We start from the raw sequence: 16,239 nt of genomic DNA on the forward strand, positions 1-16,239 counted from the left end.
TTAGCGGGTGCAAATATAGTACCTATTTTTAATTATACAAGGGTTTTTTTAAATAAATTTTTGTTTTTTTGCACTCGTAATACGTATGTTTTTAATAATCAATTTATAACGAGAAAATGATAATTATTTTAATTGGGTATATGGCATCTGGAAAGACGTCAATTGGAAAGAAATTAGCGAAAAAATTGAATTATAATTTTCTAGATTTAGATGATTTTATAGAAGAAAAGGAAAAGATGTCGGTTAGTGAGATATTTAAAACCAAAGGTGAAATCTATTTTAGAAAGCAAGAAGCATTTCATTTAAAAGCTTTATTACACTCTGAAAATAATACGATTTTATCAGTTGGAGGCGGAACACCATGTTATAGTGGTAATATGGATGTTATTTTAAAAGCAGAAAATGCTAAATGTATCTATTTAAAGGCTACATTAACAACATTGGCAAATAAATTATTACTAAAAAAAGCAAAACGACCTTTAATTTCTCATATTGAAACCATAGAAGAAATGACAGAATTTATTGGAAAACACTTATTTGAGCGTTCTCATTATTATAATCAAGCGGAAATAAAAGTCTCTATTGATAATAAAACAAAAGATGATGTAGTTGAAGATATAATTTTAGAATTATTCTAAAACAGCACTAAATACTTTACCTTCTAAAACCACATCTATATGTTCATGTAGCGATGTAGATAATGAAATGCCTTTAAAATCTGCTTTAACAGGATATTTTTTATGATTCCTATTTACCAATACTGCTGTTTTAAATTGTTTTAAAGGGACGTTTAAAAAATGTTTAACACCATAAATTAGTGTGGTGCCAGAGTTTAAAACATCATCAACAAGTACAATAGATTTATTTTTGTAATCTTCTTCAGGTATTGAAGTTTTTACATCTTGCCAAGGATTTTTTTTATCTATACTAACCTTGCAAAGTACAGGGTTTATATCTGATATTTTTTGAAGTACTGTTTTTAATTTCTTAGCAAATACATAGCCATTCTTATCTATACCAGCTAAAACAACTTCTTTTTCATTAACATTACTTTCATAAATTTGAAAAGCTATTCGCCTTATTTTATGGTTAATTTCATTATGATTAAGGATTACATTAGTCTTAACTGTCATAAATAATAATTGTAAAATTAAAATATAAAATTACTCATTTTCATCAGTATAATCATCAATATCTCGTCTATCTTTTTTAGTAGGCCTACCGGTACCTTTTTTTCTATAATAATCTTTAGAGTATTTTAAAAGTTCTTTCGCTTCAAACTGTTCTTTAGGGGTGGTATCTGTTCTGTAAATATCAACTAATTTTGCACCAACTCTACTTTCAGGAATATCATTAACCTGTAACGTATAGTTTATTTGGTCTTTTCTTAATTGAATAGTATCTAGTGGGTAAACCTCTCTACTAGGTTTAACGACATCGTTATTTACTTTAATGTGCCCTTTTTTACAAGCTGTTGTTGCAAGAGTTCTTGTTTTGTAATATCTAATACACCATAAATACTTATCTACTCGCATACATTTTTATTGTAAAACTACGTTAATGTTGTTGCGCAAGAATACATTAAAATTGTATCTTGCAGCCTCAAAAATACGGAATAATGAGTTTAAGAAAAATAGGTTTTTTAATATTAAGTTTTGTTTTGGTTTTTTCATCTTGTAAGAAAGATGATGATAATGATGCAGATATTATAGTTGTAGAGTTGCGTAATAGAGCAGAACAACAAGTAATTGATAATGATTCTTTAATTGGTTATTTAGAAACACATTATTACAACTCTGGCGTTTTTGTAGATAATAGCGACCCAACAATTACAGATTTAGTAATAACAGAACTTGCAGCTGGAGAAGCTGTACCAGAAGGTCATACTTTATTAAAAGATAACATAGAAACACACGATATTACTTATCAAGAGACCGATTATGTTTATTACATATTAAGATTAAACCAAGGTGGTGGAGATAAAAGTCCTTATTTTTCTGATTCAGTTCGTGTAAAATATGAAGGGTCTACATTAGATGGAGATATTTTTGATAGTAGAGTTGAAGCGGATATTGACTTAACGTCAACTGTTTTTGGTTGGGTTGAAGTAATGCCACAGTTTAAAGAAATGGCTGATTTTATTGAAAATGGAGATGGAACGATTAATTTTTTAAATCATGGAGCAGGTGTTATGTTTATTCCTTCTGGATTGGCTTATTTCCCTAGCTCAACAAATACTAGTAATTCTTCTTTATGGTATTCGCCTTTAATTTTTAAGTTTGATTTATTACAAACTATTGAAAATGATCATGACAATGATGGTGTACCATCCCACTTAGAAGATTTAAATAATGATCAAGACTTTAATGTAAATTTTGATGATTTAACTGATGAAACTGATGATGATACAGATGGAGACGGTACTCCAGATTATATTGATACTGATGATGATGGTGATGGTGTTTTAACAATTTATGAAGATTTAGAAGATACAGATTTGACTTTTGATAGTGATGGAGATGGAGACCCAACAAATGATAAAGATGGAGATGGAGACCCAACAAATGATGATACAGACGGAGATGGAATTCCTAATTATTTAGATACAGACGATAAAGGCTCAAATAATTTATAAAATAAAAACCCTCGCAATGGCGAGGGTTTTTATTTTAAAAAAAAGTTTATTTATTATAGTAATAATGATAAACTCAAAATTAATTGATCTGGTCTTGTATCCAGTCTATCAACATTAATACCATTGTTTCCTAAGAAAGTAGCTTCATTATCACTAAAGCCTCGCTCGTATCTTAAATCAATACCAAGTTTGTTGAAATTAAGTCCAATACCAAAGTTTAAACCTACCGAAAAATCATTTTCAACGTCATTAATAGCAATGCCATCAAATTCTGAATCTAAAATGTATTGTAATGATGGGCCACCAAATACACTAATAGGGCCTAAAACTTTTAACCCTACTAAAAGAGGTGCATCAAGTTTTTGCATTTTAAAGCTATCATCATCGTAATCACTTTTTGTGCTTGTGTAAACAACTTCTGGTCTAAAATAAATATTGTCTCCAATTTTACCAAATAAACCAATGTGATAACCAACATTTCTGTCCGGATTTTGATAGTTATCATTAATCGATTCAAAATAATCACCATTGGCATTATAGTTTAAACCTGCTTTTACGCCAATACCTTGTAAAGTTTGCGCCATAGTAGCTGATGGAATAGCTATGGCAATCGTTAAAATAAAAAATAATTTTCTCATAATGTTCGTTTTTTTAGATTTCATTAACAGTATCAAAAACGTTGCCAAAAGTAATTTATTTTCTTTTCATAACAATCATTTTCATTTTTCAGTTATTTATCTTTGCCACTTTATACTGGTGAAAGATGAAATTTGAATTATTAGCAAAAGATGCTCAAAGTAAAGCAAGAGCAGGAAAAGTAACTACAGATCATGGTGTGATTGAGACACCTATTTTTATGCCAGTTGGTACTGTGGCTACAGTAAAAGGTGTGCATCAGCGTGAGTTAAAAGATGATATTAATCCAGATATTATTTTAGGAAACACCTATCATTTGTATTTACGCCCACAAACAAATATTATTGAAAAAGCTGGTGGACTACATAAATTCATGAATTGGGATAGAAATATTTTAACCGATTCAGGAGGTTATCAAGTATATTCTTTATCGGCTAACAGAAAAATTAAAGAAGAAGGTGTAAAGTTTAAATCGCATATTGATGGAAGCTACCATACATTTACCCCAGAAAATGTTATGGAAATTCAGCGTACAATTGGCGCAGATATTATTATGGCTTTTGATGAATGTACACCATACCCGTGTGATTATAATTATGCAAAGCGCTCTATGCACATGACGCATCGTTGGTTGGATAGATGTATTAATCATTTAGAAAAAACGCCGTTAAAATACGATTATAATCAAGCATTTTTTCCAATAGTACAAGGTAGTACCTATACCGATTTACGTAAACAATCTGCAGAGTATATTGCAAATGCAGGTGCTGTTGGTAATGCCATTGGTGGACTTTCTGTAGGAGAGCCTGCAGAAGAAATGTATGCTATGACAGATGTGGTTTGTGCAATTTTACCAGAAGATAAACCAAGATATTTAATGGGAGTAGGTACACCAATCAATATTTTAGAAAATATTGCGTTAGGTGTAGATATGTTTGATTGTGTGATGCCAACACGAAATGCAAGAAACGGTATGCTTTTTACAGCTTATGGAAGTATAAATATTAAAAATTTAAAATGGGCCGATGATTTTTCACCTATTGATGAAATGGGAATTACTTTTGTAGATACCGAATATACGAAAGCATATTTAAGGCATTTATTTACTGTAAATGAGTTATTAGGTAAACAAATAGCAACCATTCATAATTTAGGTTTTTATTTATGGTTGGTTCGCGAAGCTAGAAAACATATATTAGCAGGAGATTTTAGAACTTGGAAAGATAAAATGGTAAAACAAATGAATAACCGTTTGTAGATATATTAATGAAGATATTAGATTGGTACATATTAAAGCGTTATTTGTTTACATTTTTTATGATGTTGCTACTTTTTATTCCTATTGGAATAACAGTACACCTAGCTGAAAAAATTGGAAAAATTCTTGAAAACGAAGTGCCTATGAATGAGGTCTTGGTTTATTTTTTAGATTTCACAATTTACTTTGCTCATTTATTATTTCCGTTATTTTTATTTTTATCTGTAATTTGGTTCACTTCCAAATTAGCCAATAATACCGAGGTTATTGCCTTTTTAAGTTCAGGGGTTTCATTTACTCGTTTTTTAAGACCTTATATAATAGGTGCTACTATAGTTGCTATATTAGCAATAATTCTAGGTTTATTTTTAGCTCCAAAAGCAAGTGAAGGTTTTAACGATTTTAGCTATAAATATTTTAAAAAAGGAAGAAGTGCTGTAGAAAACACAAATGTTTTTAGGCAAATTAACGATCAAGAAATTATTTATGTAAGTAATTTTTCAAACAACGTTGGTCGTAACTTTACTTTAGAGCATTTTGAAGACAATAAACTTAAATATAAAATTACAGCTGATAATATTAGGTATATTCCTAAAGATACTATTTACAGATTAACTAATTATGTGAAAAGAGATATTGGAGAGCATGAAGATAAATTAGAGATTTTAAGAAGAAAAGACACATTACTTACATTTGATGTAGATGATTTAATTCCTGTAATTTATGCAGCCGAAACTAAAATGTATGGTGAGTTAAAGGAATTTATAAATAAAGAAGAGGCAAGAGGATCCTCTAATGTAGGAAGATTTAAATTGGTACTTTATAGAAAATGGAGTTTGCCAGTTTCAGTATTCATATTAACCATTATAGCTGTAGCAGTATCTTCAAAAAAGCGTCGCGGTGGTATGGGTGTAAACTTAGCCATAGGTATTTGTATCGCAATGATATTTGTGTTTTTCGATAAAATATTTGGTGTTATGGCAGAACAGTCAGATTTTAATCCCATTATTGCAGTATGGTTTCCTAACATCATTTTTGGTGTTTTAGCCGCCTACATGTTATACAATGCCAAACGATAAAGTAAAAAATTTTATTCATCTCCACTTTTTAGTTTTTATAGCTGGTTTTACTGCTATTTTAGGAGAGCTTATTACCATTAAAGCAGTTTCTCTTGTTTGGTATAGAATGGTAATTGCTAGTGTTTTAATGTTTCTTTACATCAAAATAGCTAAGGTTAAATTAAATATTAATTTAAAATCAATTACAAGGTTATCTATAGCTGGTATTATTATAGCATTACATTGGATAACTTTTTTTGGAGCCATAGATGAATCTAATATATCTATAACCTTAGCCATGTTTTCAACAGGTGCATTTTTTGCATCGATAATAGAACCTATAATATATAAACGTAAAATTATTTGGTATGAAATGCTATTTGGTCTTATTGTAATTCTAGGTGTTGTAATAATAACTCAAAGTGAAATTAAATATTTAACAGGCATACTACTTGGTATTTCTTCTGCTTTTTTTTCATCATTATTTGCAGTTTTAAATGGAAGTTTTTTAAAAAAGCATACGGCAACAGTCATTTCATTTTATGAATTTTTAAGTGGCGTTTTTTTTATAACTATTTATATTTTATGTTTTGGCGACGGTTTTTCAAAAGACTTTTTTAGTTTAAGCCTATCAGATTTTTGGTTTTTATTTATTCTAGCGTCTGTTTGTACTGCATATGCATTTATAGCATCAGTATATATTATGAAAACTATTAGCCCATATACGGTTGTATTAACATATAATTTAGAGCCTATTTATGGTATTGTAATGGCATTAATATTATTTCCAGAAAAAGAAAAAATGAGTGCTTCTTTTTATTATGGCGCATTTATAATAATAACTGTAGTATTACTAAACGCCTTATTAAAAAACAGTAAAAAATTAAAAAGAAAGGCTTGATAGCCCTAAACAAAATTAAAGTTTTTATATTTGTACACTAACTAATTTTAATAGCCTAAACAGAAATTCTTATGGAATATTTAGAATTTGAACTCCCAATAAAAGAACTTGAAGAACAATTACAAAAGTGTAAAGTTATTGGAGATGAAAGTGAAGTTGATGTTTCTGAAACCTGCAAGCAGATTGAAAAGAAGTTAGCAGCTACTCAAAAAGAAATATATAAAAACATAACACCATGGCAGCGAGTACAACTATCGCGCCATCCAGAAAGACCATATACTTTAGATCATATTAAAGCCATTTGTGGTGATTCGTTTTTAGAATTACATGGAGATAGAAGCTTTAAAGATGATAAGGCAATGATTGGTGGTTTAGGTAAAATAGGCGATCAAAGTTTTATGTTTATTGGCCAACAAAAAGGGTTTAATACAAAAACTAGACAGTACAGAAACTTCGGAATGGCAAATCCAGAAGGCTATAGAAAAGCCTTACGTTTAATGAAATCTGCTGAGAAATTTGGCATTCCTGTTGTAACACTTTTAGACACTCCTGGTGCATACCCTGGTTTAGAAGCAGAAGAGCGAGGACAAGGTGAAGCCATAGCAAGAAATATATTAGAAATGACACGCCTTAAAGTACCAGTTATAACTATTATAATTGGAGAAGGAGCATCTGGAGGTGCTTTAGGGATAGGAGTTGGAGATAGAGTATTAATGTTAGAAAACACATGGTATTCTGTTATTTCTCCAGAATCTTGTTCATCAATTCTTTGGCGCAGCTGGGAATATAAAGAGCAAGCAGCTGAAGCCTTAAAATTAACTGCAACTGATATGAAAAAGTTAAAGTTAGTTGATGGAATTATAAAAGAACCACTTGGTGGAGCACATAGAGATAGACAAAAAACTTTTAAGTCAGTTAGTGACGCCATTGTAAAAAATTATGAAGAGCTTAAAAACTTATCACCAAAAGAATTAGTATCCCAACGTATGGATAAATATGCAAATATGGGAGTGTATAAAGGTTAAGCCTTTTAAAACAAGAACTTAAAAAAAACTGAAGTTTACAACTTCAGTTTTTTTTATGGTTATTGACAATATTATTGACTTATTAACAGTTGAATTGTTAACGAGTAGTGAATATAGAATAATTATAAATCCACTAAACAACCTTCTTTTTATTTACTTTTGTAGTTATGAAACAACCAAACCATTTACAAGGCTTTAAAGTTGATAAAAGTACAATTATCAATCTGGAAAAAGGTAAAATACCACCTCAAGCGCTTGATTTAGAAGAGGTTGTGCTTGGGGCGATGATGATTGATAAAAAAGGTGTTGATGAAGTAATTGACATTTTAAGTGCAGATGCTTTCTATAAAGAAGCACACCAACATATCTTTGAAGCCATATTTCAACTCTTTGAAAATAGCGAACCTGTTGATTTATTAACCGTTTCTTCTCAATTAAAGAAAAATTCAAAACTTGAATTATCCGGTGGAGATTTTTACTTAATCTCATTAACACAAAAGGTATCATCTTCAGCACATATTGAGTTTCATGCACGTATTATATTACAAAAATTTATTCAGCGTAGTTTAATTAAAATATCTAGTGAAATTATTGAAGATTCTTATGATGAAACTAAAGATGTTTTTGATTTATTAGATAAAGCTGAATCTAAATTGTATGAAGTAACACAAGGTAATATTAAAAAATCTAGTGAAACAGCTCAAGATTTAGTAATTCAAGCAAAAAAGAAAATTGAAGAAATTTCTAATAAAGAAGGGCTTAGTGGAATTCCAACAGGTTTCAATAAATTAGATAAATTAACTTCTGGTTGGCAACCATCAGATTTAATTATTATAGCTGCTCGACCAGGTATGGGTAAAACGGCTTTAACTTTATCTATGGCCAGAAATATAGCTGTAGATCAAAATATACCAGTTGCTTTTTTCTCTTTAGAGATGGCTTCTGTTCAATTAATAACCCGTTTAATTTCTAGTGAAACAGGTCTGTCTTCTGAAAAATTAAGAACAGGCAAACTTGAAAAACATGAATGGGAACAACTAAATGTTAAGGTTAAAGGCTTAGAAAAAGCACCATTATTTATTGATGATACACCATCACTTTCAATATTCGATTTAAGAGCAAAAGCACGTCGTTTATCATCACAACATGGTATTAAGTTAATCATGATTGATTACTTACAGTTAATGACTGGTGGAAGCAATCATGGCGGAAATCGTGAGCAAGAAATATCTATGATTTCTAGAAACCTAAAAGCTTTAGCAAAAGAACTTATGGTTCCTGTAATTGCTTTATCTCAGTTATCTCGTGCTGTTGAAACACGTGGAGGAAGTAAACGGCCATTATTATCAGATTTACGTGAATCTGGAGCAATTGAGCAAGATGCAGATATTGTAAGCTTTATATTTAGACCTGAATATTATAAGATTGATGAATGGGATGATGAAGAACGTTCTCCAACCGAAGGTCAGGCAGAATTTATTGTCGCAAAACACCGTAATGGTGGTTTAGAAAATATTCGTTTAAAGTTTATCGGACATCTAGGTAAGTTTGATAATTTAGATGATTTTGATTCACCTTTCGAGTTTCATTCTAAAATGAATGCAGCAGCAAATGATGATACTTTTACAACGGATAACTTTAAAGCAAGTCCAGATCAAGCTTTTGGAAGTTCGTTTAATGAGGATGATGATAACGAAGTGCCATTTTAATTTTCTGTTTTATTATAAAATGTTCATTACGGTTTATATTTTGAGTATCTTTCAACCTATGAAGAAAGCCCTATTCATATTATTACTATTACTCTCTACGCATACTTATGCTTCTTACATATTAATTCCTATGGATGTAGAGAGTCAAAAAAACCATTTAAAAGCTTATGGTATTACTTATTGGACCCTCAATAAAGAGTTAAAAGTAAAATGGTTACTTAATTATAAAGGAGGTTCCTTTTTATTGCCAGACACCGAAGCTATTCAACGAGAATGTCAAATTAGAGGTGTTTCTTTTGAAGTAATTTCTAATGCCAAAGCAGAAACAATTTTAGAAGATATAGCAAGTCCTAGTCAAAATATGGAAGCAGTTGTGTTAGAAAAAGCTCCTAAAATTGCTGTATATACACCAAATGGAAAACAACCATGGGACGATGCAGTAACTATGGTATTACAATATGCCGAAATTCCTTATGAAACAGTATATGATGAGGAAGTTTTAAACGATGGTTTATTACTTTTTGATTGGTTACACCTTCATCATGAAGATTTTACAGGTCAATATGGTAAATTTTATGCCCAATATAGAGCATCTTCTTGGTATATTGAAGAGAAAAAAGAGGCAGAAAACCTAGCTCAAAAATTAGGTTACGAAAAAGTTTCAGAAGAAAAATTAGCAGTTGCTTTAAAAATTAGAGATTACGTAATTGGAGGAGGCTTTATGTTTGCTATGTGTAGTGCTACAGATAGTTTCGATATTGCACTTTCTGCAGAAGGGATTGATATTTGCGAACCAATGTTTGATGGTGATGGAAGTGATGCTGGGTACCAGAACAAAATTGATTATAGTAAAACCTTTGCGTTTTCAAATTATATATTAGAAAGAAACCCTAAGATTTATGAGTTTTCATCTATTGATATGACTAGAAAGCGAAAAATCCCCAAAACAACAGATTATTTTTCTCTTATGGAATTTTCTGCTAAATGGGATCCAATTCCAACTATGTTATGTCAAAACCATACAGCATTAGTAAAAGGTTTTATGGGGCAAACAACATCATTTACAAGAGATGAAATAAAATCAAATGTATTGGTATTGGGTGAAACCAAAATAAATGGTGAAGCCAAATATATTCACGGAATAAAAGGAAAAGGGTTTTTTACATTTTATGGCGGGCACGATCCAGAAGATTACCAGCATAGAGTAGGAGATGCAAAAACAGAACTAGATTTGCATCCAACTTCACCAGGTTACAGACTTATATTAAACAATGTTTTATTTCCTGCGGCCAAAAAGAAGAAACAAAAAACTTAATTTTTGTATCTTAAGTAAAACTTTTTTTAAACAAACAATTATACAATATGGCATCTAAAAAAGCAATCATAAAAAAAATACAAATCGTTTTAACAAAGCATTTTGATACGCCAGAGGATGCTTTTAACTTCTTTGATAAAAATGGAGATGGTAAATTGTCTAAAGCTGAAATTGTAAAGCTATTAAAGGAAGCCGAAATTAGTGGTTTTATTCGTGGTTTGGTGGGCTCAACACTTATTAATGGTTATGATGATGATGGAGATGGTGAAATAAACTGGAAAGAATTTAAAAAAGCAGTAGCAGAAATGGCAAAAGATATTGATTAATTCTTTGTTGTAAATATGAAGTGGTTCCAAAAAGAGTTAAAACTAAAACCATTTAATAGAGGTTTTCATTTAATTACAGACGACATTTTACATGCTATTCCTGAAATTAATCAAATAAAAATAGGGCAGATGCAGGTGTTTATTAAACATACATCGGCTAGTTTAACTATTAACGAAAATGCAGATTATACAGTACGGTTAGATTTTGAAAGCCATTTTAATAAAATGGTACCAGAAAACGCACCTTATTATAAACATACGTATGAAGGCCCCGATGATATGCCTGCACATATTAAAGCTTCATTACTAAGCACATCAGTACATATACCAATTACAAACGGAGCACCAAATTTAGGTATTTGGCAAGGTGTTTATTTATGCGAACATCGAGATTACGGAGGGTCAAGAAATCTTGTAATTACAGTTTACGGAACTTAAAGTTTAGCTTTTATAAGTTTATCTAAAATAAATTCTACTCCAAAATTATCGTTACTTTTTGTTTTATGGTTGGCTATGGCTAACACATTATCATGAGCATTGGCCATGGCGAAGCTATAAGTCGCTAGTTTTAGCATTTCAATATCATTATTATAATCGCCAAATATTAAAGTTTCATCCTGCGAAATATTGTAATTTTCCTGTAACATATTTATAGCATGACCTTTATTTGCTAAATCATCCGAGATATCAACCCAGTTTTTCCCAGATACTTTTATTTTATATTGGGATTCAAAAGGTTTAAATAATGGATAAATATGCTTTTCAGAATCTTCAGAGTGGTATAACGCTATTTTTATAATATCCTCTTCTATTTCGTTTATGTTTTTAATGATGGAATTTTTAGGATAATACTCTTCTAAAGTATGTAGTAATCCATTAGCCATAGATTTTTTATTAAAATATGCTTTTGAAGGTGTGCAAAAAACCGGGTGTATATGGGTATTACTATCTATCAAATTAACTATCTCAATTAAGTTAGTGGTTTCTATAGGAGTCGATAGTAGAAGTTTCTCTTTATTAATAACAATGCCACCATTTTCAGCAACAATTATAATATCATCTTTTATGGTATTTAGTTTCTCAATAATACTATAATAAGGTCTCCCACTTGCAGCTACAAATAAAATATTATGCTTTTTTAACTCTTTAAATAGTTCAAAAAATAAGGAACTAACTTCGTGTTTGGAATTAAGCAATGTGCCATCCATATCCGTTACTACAAGTTTTATTTGAGATAAATCCATAAATATATTTAATTACAAACTTAGTGTACTTTATTAAAATAGATGTTAATAACAAATAAAAAATCCGACTCTTACGAATCGGATTTTTAAATTAAGCGAATAATATGTTTTACAATAGGCTAAGCGCCTTATTTTACTTTATCAACTACAGCTTTAAAAGCTTCTGGGTTATTCATAGCTAAATCTGCTAAAACCTTACGGTTTAATTCAATATCATTAGCTTTTAATTTTCCCATAAATTGAGAATAAGATAAACCATGTTCTCTGGCTCCTGCGTTAATACGCGTAATCCATAATGCACGGAATGTTCTCTTTTTTGCTCTACGGTCTCTGTACGAATATTGCATCGCTTTATCAACCGCATTTTTTGCTACTGTCCAAACGTTTTTACGTCTTCCAAAGTAACCTTTTGCTTGTTTAAGCACCTTTTTTCTTCTGGCTCTTTTAGCTACAGAATTTACTGATCTTGGCATAATTTTAAATGTTTTTTGTAGTAGGCGGCCAAATAAATGACACTTTTTAACGAGCCTAACTCCAGGGTTTATTAATTGTTTTAACCGATTAAAACGAATGTTACTTTAAACGCATCATTGTTTTAATGTTATCCTCATCTGCTTTATGTACTAAACCATCATGAGTTAACTTAAGCTTACGCTTTTTAGACTTCTTTGTTAAGATGTGACTCTTAAAAGCGTGCTTTCTTTTAATCTTACCAGTACCTGTAAGCTTAAAACGCTTTTTGGCACTAGATTTTGTTTTCATTTTAGGCATTTTCTTTTCCTAGTTTTTAATTATTTCGCTTAATTATTTTAGTGCTGTTGGTGTTTCAGCATCCTATCTTTATTCTTAATATAGGCTATCAACTTACGTTAATGCAATAGTAAGATTTAAATTTCATTACTTTTTAGGAGCAATAAACATGGTCATACGTTTACCTTCTAATCGAGGCATTTGTTCAACCTTTCCATACTCCTCAAGATCTTGAGCTAATTTTAATAATAAAATTTGCCCTTTTTCTTTAAAAATTATTGAACGTCCTTTAAAAAAAACAAAAGCTTTTAGCTTTGCACCTTCTTTTAAGAACTTCTCAGCATGTTTCTTTTTAAACTCGTAATCATGGTCGTCTGTATTCGGACCAAAACGAATTTCTTTAATAATAACTTTTGTAGCCTTAGACTTTAAAGCTTTATCACGTTTCTTTTGCTCATAAAGAAACTTCTTATAATCCATAACCTTACAAACAGGTGGATCAGCATTAGGAGAAATCTCGACTAAATCTAGCTCTTGTTCGTTAGCTATTCGCATAGCATCACCTTTAGTATAAATACCAATTTCTACATTGTCTCCTACAAGACGTAGTTTTTGTGCTGTAATTTTAGAGTTAATCTTATGTTTATCCTCTTGTGAAACCCTTCTAGGTTGCTGTCTTCTTCTAATTGCTATGGCGTTATGGTTTTAAATTAAACTTATTATTTTTTATTATTATTAAAACGATTTTAGCGTTTTCTTAATATCTTCTTTTATTATTTCAGAGAAGGTTTCTACACTAATCATGCCTAAATCTTCCCCACCGTGTTGTCTTACAGTTATTTTGCCTTCTTGCTCTTCTTGCTCCCCTATAATAATCATATACGGGTGTTTCTGCATTTCGGCTTCTCTAATCTTCTTACCTATAGTCTCATTTCTATGATCTACAAGGGCGCGAATTTCGTCATTTTCTAGCAAATTTAAAACTTTTTCAGAGTATTTTTCATATTTCTCACTAATTGATAATATAATTGCTTGAGTAGGCATTAACCAAAGCGGGAAATTACCTCCGGTATGTTCTAGTAATAATGCTACAAAACGCTCCATACTTCCAAAAGGAGCACGGTGTATCATAATTGGTCGGTGCGACTCGTTATCACTACCTTTATACGTTAAATCAAAACGTTCTGGTAAGTTGTAATCTACCTGTATTGTTCCTAATTGCCAACGTCTTCCTAAAGCATCTTTAACCATGAAATCTAACTTAGGGCCATAAAAAGCAGCTTCACCTTCTTCAATAACAAAATCTAAACCTTTATCGGTTGCAGCATTTATAATAGCTTGTTCTGCTTTTTCCCAGTTTGCAACATCACCAATATATTTGTCTGGATTTTTTGGATCCCTTACAGAAACCTGTGCAGTAAAGTTTTCAAACCCTAACGATCCAAATACATAAAGTACCAAATCAATAACATCTTTAAACTCCTTATCCAATTGTTCTGGCATACAAAATAAGTGGGCATCATCTTGAGTAAATCCACGTACACGTGTTAAACCATGTAATTCGCCACTTTGCTCGTATCTATATACAGTACCAAACTCAGCATAACGCTTAGGTAAATCTTTATAACTCCATTGGCTACTATTATAAATCTCACAATGGTGTGGGCAGTTCATAGGTTTCAATAAAAACTCTTCGCCTTCTTTAGGAGTTGTAATTGGTTGAAAACTATCTTCACCATATTTAGCATAATGTCCAGAAGTTTCATAAAGTTCTTTTTGTCCAATATGTGGCGTAACAACCATTTCGTAACCTGCTTTTTTCTGCGCAGCTTTTAAGAAGTTCTCTAAACGCTCACGTAAAGCAGCACCTTTAGGTAACCATAAAGGCAAACCTTGTCCAACCTTTTGCGAAAAAGTAAAAAGTTCTAACTCTTTACCTAATTTTCTATGGTCACGTTTTTTAGCTTCTTCAAGCATTGTTAAATACTCAGTAAGTTCCTTTTGTTTCGGAAAAGAAATTCCGTAAACACGAGTTAATTGAGGTTTGTTCTCATCACCACGCCAATATGCACCAGCAACACTCAATATTTTAACCGCTTTTATAATACCAGTATTAGGTATGTGGCCACCACGACATAAATCAGTAAAGGTAGAGTGGTCGCAAAACGTAATTGTACCATCCTCTAAATTCTCAATCAATTCAGTTTTAAAAGCATTGTCCTTATATAAGGATAAAGCATCCGCCTTCGAAACCGATCTTAAACTAAAATCATGTTTTCCGCGCGCAATCTCTAACATTTTAGTTTCAATAGCCTTAAAATCCTTTTCAGATACCGTATGCTCACCAAAATCTACATCATAATAAAACCCATTTTCTATAGCAGGTCCAATGGTAAGTTTCGCGCCATCATACAATTCCTCAATGGCTTGAGCCAAAACATGGGCACTACTATGCCAAAAAGCAGTTTTACCAGCATCGTCTCTCCAGGTATATAAAACCAAAGAGCCATCGGTTGTTAATGGCGTAACCGTTTCTACAGTTGTACCATTAAAACTCGCCGAAATAACATTTCTAGCAAATCCCTCACTAATGCTTTTTGCAACATCCATTGGTGTAACGCCTTCGTTAAACGTTTTCACACTACCATCAGGTAAAGTAATATGTATCATAAATTAAATTGAAATTCGGGTGCAAAGATAATGAGTTCAAAAGTATAAACAAACCAACACTATATATATATAGGTATAAATTTTTAATAAGGGCGTTCCCCAAGGGTCGGGCTATCCATTCCAAGTCCTCGCACCTCCTACGTCGGGCTGTGGGCTATCCATTACTATCCCTAACGCGGATATAAACGCAATCAACTGGTTAAACTAATTATATTTAATATACCAAGGTTTAAGTGCAAAAGTTGAGTTTTAAACTTTATATATAACGTATGCTTAAAATCTATCAAATACAAAATAATGGTAAAGGCAGGCTTTTATTATAAACACTAATATGTTTATAATAAGGTCTATTACATATAAATAATATTAATTTGTAATAACTAAGAGTATAATATTAGAGTATACCTGCTGTATGTCAAACACAAATGATTACAATCTTGTATACCCACTATATCTATAAATAGTATCAGGATCAGTATGTCATATTATATATGTTTAAGTTTATATAATAAGAATGTAATAAGTTCTAAATTGGGTTTTTTAGCATTAGAAAAGAATATAGGCGTTGTGTTTTAAACATCAACCAAAAAAAAACGAGTGTAAAGTTCAGAAAATAAGCCTTTTAAAATAGCGCGAAAAAAAAACTAAAAAAAAGGCAAAAAAAGTCATTGTCAAATTAAAAAAGGATAGTAAGTTTGCACCCCGATAAAAA

18 protein-coding genes are annotated in these 16,239 nt (G+C 31.0%); 10 read left to right on the forward strand and 8 right to left on the reverse strand.

Annotation, left to right across the window (positions count from 1 at the left end):
• Positions 1-116 precede the first annotated feature (116 nt).
• A complete protein-coding gene (locus Q0842_RS09420; protein WP_298497334.1) occupies positions 117-638 on the forward strand; it encodes a shikimate kinase in 522 nt (173 codons plus the stop codon).
• Here Q0842_RS09420 and Q0842_RS09425 read toward each other — a convergent pair.
• Both Q0842_RS09425 and Q0842_RS09430 read right to left on the reverse strand, forming a co-directional pair.
• Positions 630-1,133 carry a phosphoribosyltransferase domain-containing protein gene (locus Q0842_RS09425; RefSeq protein ID WP_298497336.1) on the reverse strand — a complete coding sequence of 168 codons (504 nt, stop codon included), beginning with the start codon at positions 1,131-1,133 and terminating at the stop codon, positions 630-632. The two genes, Q0842_RS09420 and Q0842_RS09425, sit on opposite strands and share 9 nt — an antisense overlap.
• A gap of 30 nt (positions 1,134-1,163) precedes the next feature.
• A complete protein-coding gene (locus tag Q0842_RS09430; protein WP_298497338.1) occupies positions 1,164-1,535 on the reverse strand; it encodes an RNA-binding S4 domain-containing protein in 372 nt (123 codons plus the stop codon).
• Positions 1,536-1,618: 83 nt separating this feature from the next.
• Here Q0842_RS09430 and Q0842_RS09435 point away from each other — a divergent pair, with 83 nt between their 5' ends.
• Complete coding sequence (locus Q0842_RS09435; protein WP_298497341.1) at positions 1,619-2,635, forward strand: hypothetical protein; 1,017 nt, start codon at positions 1,619-1,621, stop codon at positions 2,633-2,635.
• A 53-nt stretch (positions 2,636-2,688) separates the two neighbouring features.
• On the opposite strand, the gene Q0842_RS09440 is transcribed toward Q0842_RS09435, so the two are convergent.
• Positions 2,689-3,273, reverse strand: a complete 585-nt coding sequence (locus Q0842_RS09440; protein ID WP_298497344.1) for an outer membrane beta-barrel protein — start codon at positions 3,271-3,273, stop codon at positions 2,689-2,691.
• A 125-nt stretch (positions 3,274-3,398) separates the two neighbouring features.
• Between Q0842_RS09440 and tgt the strand changes: the two genes are divergently transcribed.
• The 8 genes from tgt (at position 3,399) to Q0842_RS09480 (ending at position 11,301) form a co-directional block, all read left to right on the forward strand.
• The gene (gene tgt, locus Q0842_RS09445) at positions 3,399-4,529 is read left to right on the forward strand and encodes a tRNA guanosine(34) transglycosylase Tgt (RefSeq protein WP_298497345.1); all 1,131 of its coding nucleotides are present in this window, start codon (positions 3,399-3,401) and stop codon (positions 4,527-4,529) included.
• A gap of 8 nt (positions 4,530-4,537) precedes the next feature.
• Positions 4,538-5,608: an LptF/LptG family permease gene (locus Q0842_RS09450; protein ID WP_298497348.1), complete on the forward strand. Its 1,071-nt coding sequence runs from the start codon at positions 4,538-4,540 to the stop codon at positions 5,606-5,608.
• Complete coding sequence (locus Q0842_RS09455; RefSeq protein ID WP_298497350.1) at positions 5,595-6,488, forward strand: DMT family transporter; 894 nt, start codon at positions 5,595-5,597, stop codon at positions 6,486-6,488. Before Q0842_RS09450 ends, Q0842_RS09455 begins: the two co-directional genes overlap by 14 nt.
• 71 nt (positions 6,489-6,559) lie before the next feature.
• Positions 6,560-7,513, forward strand: a complete 954-nt coding sequence (locus tag Q0842_RS09460; RefSeq protein WP_298497354.1) for an acetyl-CoA carboxylase carboxyltransferase subunit alpha — start codon at positions 6,560-6,562, stop codon at positions 7,511-7,513.
• Positions 7,514-7,680: 167 nt separating this feature from the next.
• Positions 7,681-9,222 carry a replicative DNA helicase gene (gene dnaB / locus Q0842_RS09465; RefSeq protein ID WP_298497356.1) on the forward strand — a complete coding sequence of 514 codons (1,542 nt, stop codon included), beginning with the start codon at positions 7,681-7,683 and terminating at the stop codon, positions 9,220-9,222.
• A gap of 58 nt (positions 9,223-9,280) precedes the next feature.
• Positions 9,281-10,537, forward strand: coding sequence for an asparagine synthetase B (locus tag Q0842_RS09470; RefSeq protein ID WP_298497360.1), 1,257 nt, complete (start codon positions 9,281-9,283; stop codon positions 10,535-10,537).
• Positions 10,538-10,584: 47 nt separating this feature from the next.
• Entirely contained in the window at positions 10,585-10,863 is a 279-nt protein-coding gene (locus Q0842_RS09475; protein WP_298497362.1) for an EF-hand domain-containing protein, read from the forward strand.
• Between the two features lie 15 nt (positions 10,864-10,878).
• Positions 10,879-11,301: a secondary thiamine-phosphate synthase enzyme YjbQ gene (locus Q0842_RS09480; RefSeq protein ID WP_298497365.1), complete on the forward strand. Its 423-nt coding sequence runs from the start codon at positions 10,879-10,881 to the stop codon at positions 11,299-11,301.
• Here the strand turns inward: Q0842_RS09480 and Q0842_RS09485 are convergent.
• The 5 genes from Q0842_RS09485 to thrS form a co-directional block, all read right to left on the reverse strand.
• Complete coding sequence (locus tag Q0842_RS09485; RefSeq protein WP_298497368.1) at positions 11,298-12,107, reverse strand: HAD family hydrolase; 810 nt, start codon at positions 12,105-12,107, stop codon at positions 11,298-11,300. The two genes, Q0842_RS09480 and Q0842_RS09485, sit on opposite strands and share 4 nt — an antisense overlap.
• A gap of 128 nt (positions 12,108-12,235) precedes the next feature.
• Entirely contained in the window at positions 12,236-12,580 is a 345-nt protein-coding gene (gene rplT, locus Q0842_RS09490) for a 50S ribosomal protein L20 (protein ID WP_298497370.1), read from the reverse strand.
• Positions 12,581-12,680: 100 nt separating this feature from the next.
• Positions 12,681-12,878, reverse strand: a complete 198-nt coding sequence (gene rpmI, locus Q0842_RS09495) for a 50S ribosomal protein L35 (RefSeq protein WP_067150881.1) — start codon at positions 12,876-12,878, stop codon at positions 12,681-12,683.
• Positions 12,879-13,004: 126 nt separating this feature from the next.
• Complete coding sequence (gene infC, locus Q0842_RS09500; RefSeq protein WP_298497383.1) at positions 13,005-13,550, reverse strand: translation initiation factor IF-3; 546 nt, start codon at positions 13,548-13,550, stop codon at positions 13,005-13,007.
• Positions 13,551-13,592: 42 nt separating this feature from the next.
• Positions 13,593-15,527 carry a threonine--tRNA ligase gene (gene thrS / locus Q0842_RS09505; RefSeq protein ID WP_298497381.1) on the reverse strand — a complete coding sequence of 645 codons (1,935 nt, stop codon included), beginning with the start codon at positions 15,525-15,527 and terminating at the stop codon, positions 13,593-13,595.
• Between the last annotated feature and the right edge of the window lie 712 nt (positions 15,528-16,239).

Origin of the sequence: uncultured Algibacter sp., assembly GCF_947495675.1 — a bacterium.
GTDB lineage: Bacteria > Bacteroidota > Bacteroidia > Flavobacteriales > Flavobacteriaceae > Algibacter_B.

Bases quoted from the DNA above. Each gene is read 5' to 3' on its own strand.
- Q0842_RS09420 (WP_298497334.1), top strand. From the start codon at position 117: ATGATAATTATTTTAATTGGGTATATGGCATCTGGAAAGACGTCAATT.
- Q0842_RS09425 (WP_298497336.1), bottom strand. From the start codon at position 1,133: ATGACAGTTAAGACTAATGTAATCCTTAATCATAATGAAATTAACCAT.
- Q0842_RS09430 (WP_298497338.1), bottom strand. From the start codon at position 1,535: ATGCGAGTAGATAAGTATTTATGGTGTATTAGATATTACAAAACAAGA.
- Q0842_RS09435 (WP_298497341.1), top strand. From the start codon at position 1,619: ATGAGTTTAAGAAAAATAGGTTTTTTAATATTAAGTTTTGTTTTGGTT.
- Q0842_RS09440 (WP_298497344.1), bottom strand. From the start codon at position 3,273: ATGAGAAAATTATTTTTTATTTTAACGATTGCCATAGCTATTCCATCA.
- tgt (WP_298497345.1), top strand. From the start codon at position 3,399: ATGAAATTTGAATTATTAGCAAAAGATGCTCAAAGTAAAGCAAGAGCA.
- Q0842_RS09450 (WP_298497348.1), top strand. From the start codon at position 4,538: ATGAAGATATTAGATTGGTACATATTAAAGCGTTATTTGTTTACATTT.
- Q0842_RS09455 (WP_298497350.1), top strand. From the start codon at position 5,595: ATGCCAAACGATAAAGTAAAAAATTTTATTCATCTCCACTTTTTAGTT.
- Q0842_RS09460 (WP_298497354.1), top strand. From the start codon at position 6,560: ATGGAATATTTAGAATTTGAACTCCCAATAAAAGAACTTGAAGAACAA.
- dnaB (WP_298497356.1), top strand. From the start codon at position 7,681: ATGAAACAACCAAACCATTTACAAGGCTTTAAAGTTGATAAAAGTACA.
- Q0842_RS09470 (WP_298497360.1), top strand. From the start codon at position 9,281: ATGAAGAAAGCCCTATTCATATTATTACTATTACTCTCTACGCATACT.
- Q0842_RS09475 (WP_298497362.1), top strand. From the start codon at position 10,585: ATGGCATCTAAAAAAGCAATCATAAAAAAAATACAAATCGTTTTAACA.
- Q0842_RS09480 (WP_298497365.1), top strand. From the start codon at position 10,879: ATGAAGTGGTTCCAAAAAGAGTTAAAACTAAAACCATTTAATAGAGGT.
- Q0842_RS09485 (WP_298497368.1), bottom strand. From the start codon at position 12,107: ATGGATTTATCTCAAATAAAACTTGTAGTAACGGATATGGATGGCACA.
- rplT (WP_298497370.1), bottom strand. From the start codon at position 12,580: ATGCCAAGATCAGTAAATTCTGTAGCTAAAAGAGCCAGAAGAAAAAAG.
- rpmI (WP_067150881.1), bottom strand. From the start codon at position 12,878: ATGCCTAAAATGAAAACAAAATCTAGTGCCAAAAAGCGTTTTAAGCTT.
- thrS (WP_298497381.1), bottom strand. From the start codon at position 15,527: ATGATACATATTACTTTACCTGATGGTAGTGTGAAAACGTTTAACGAA.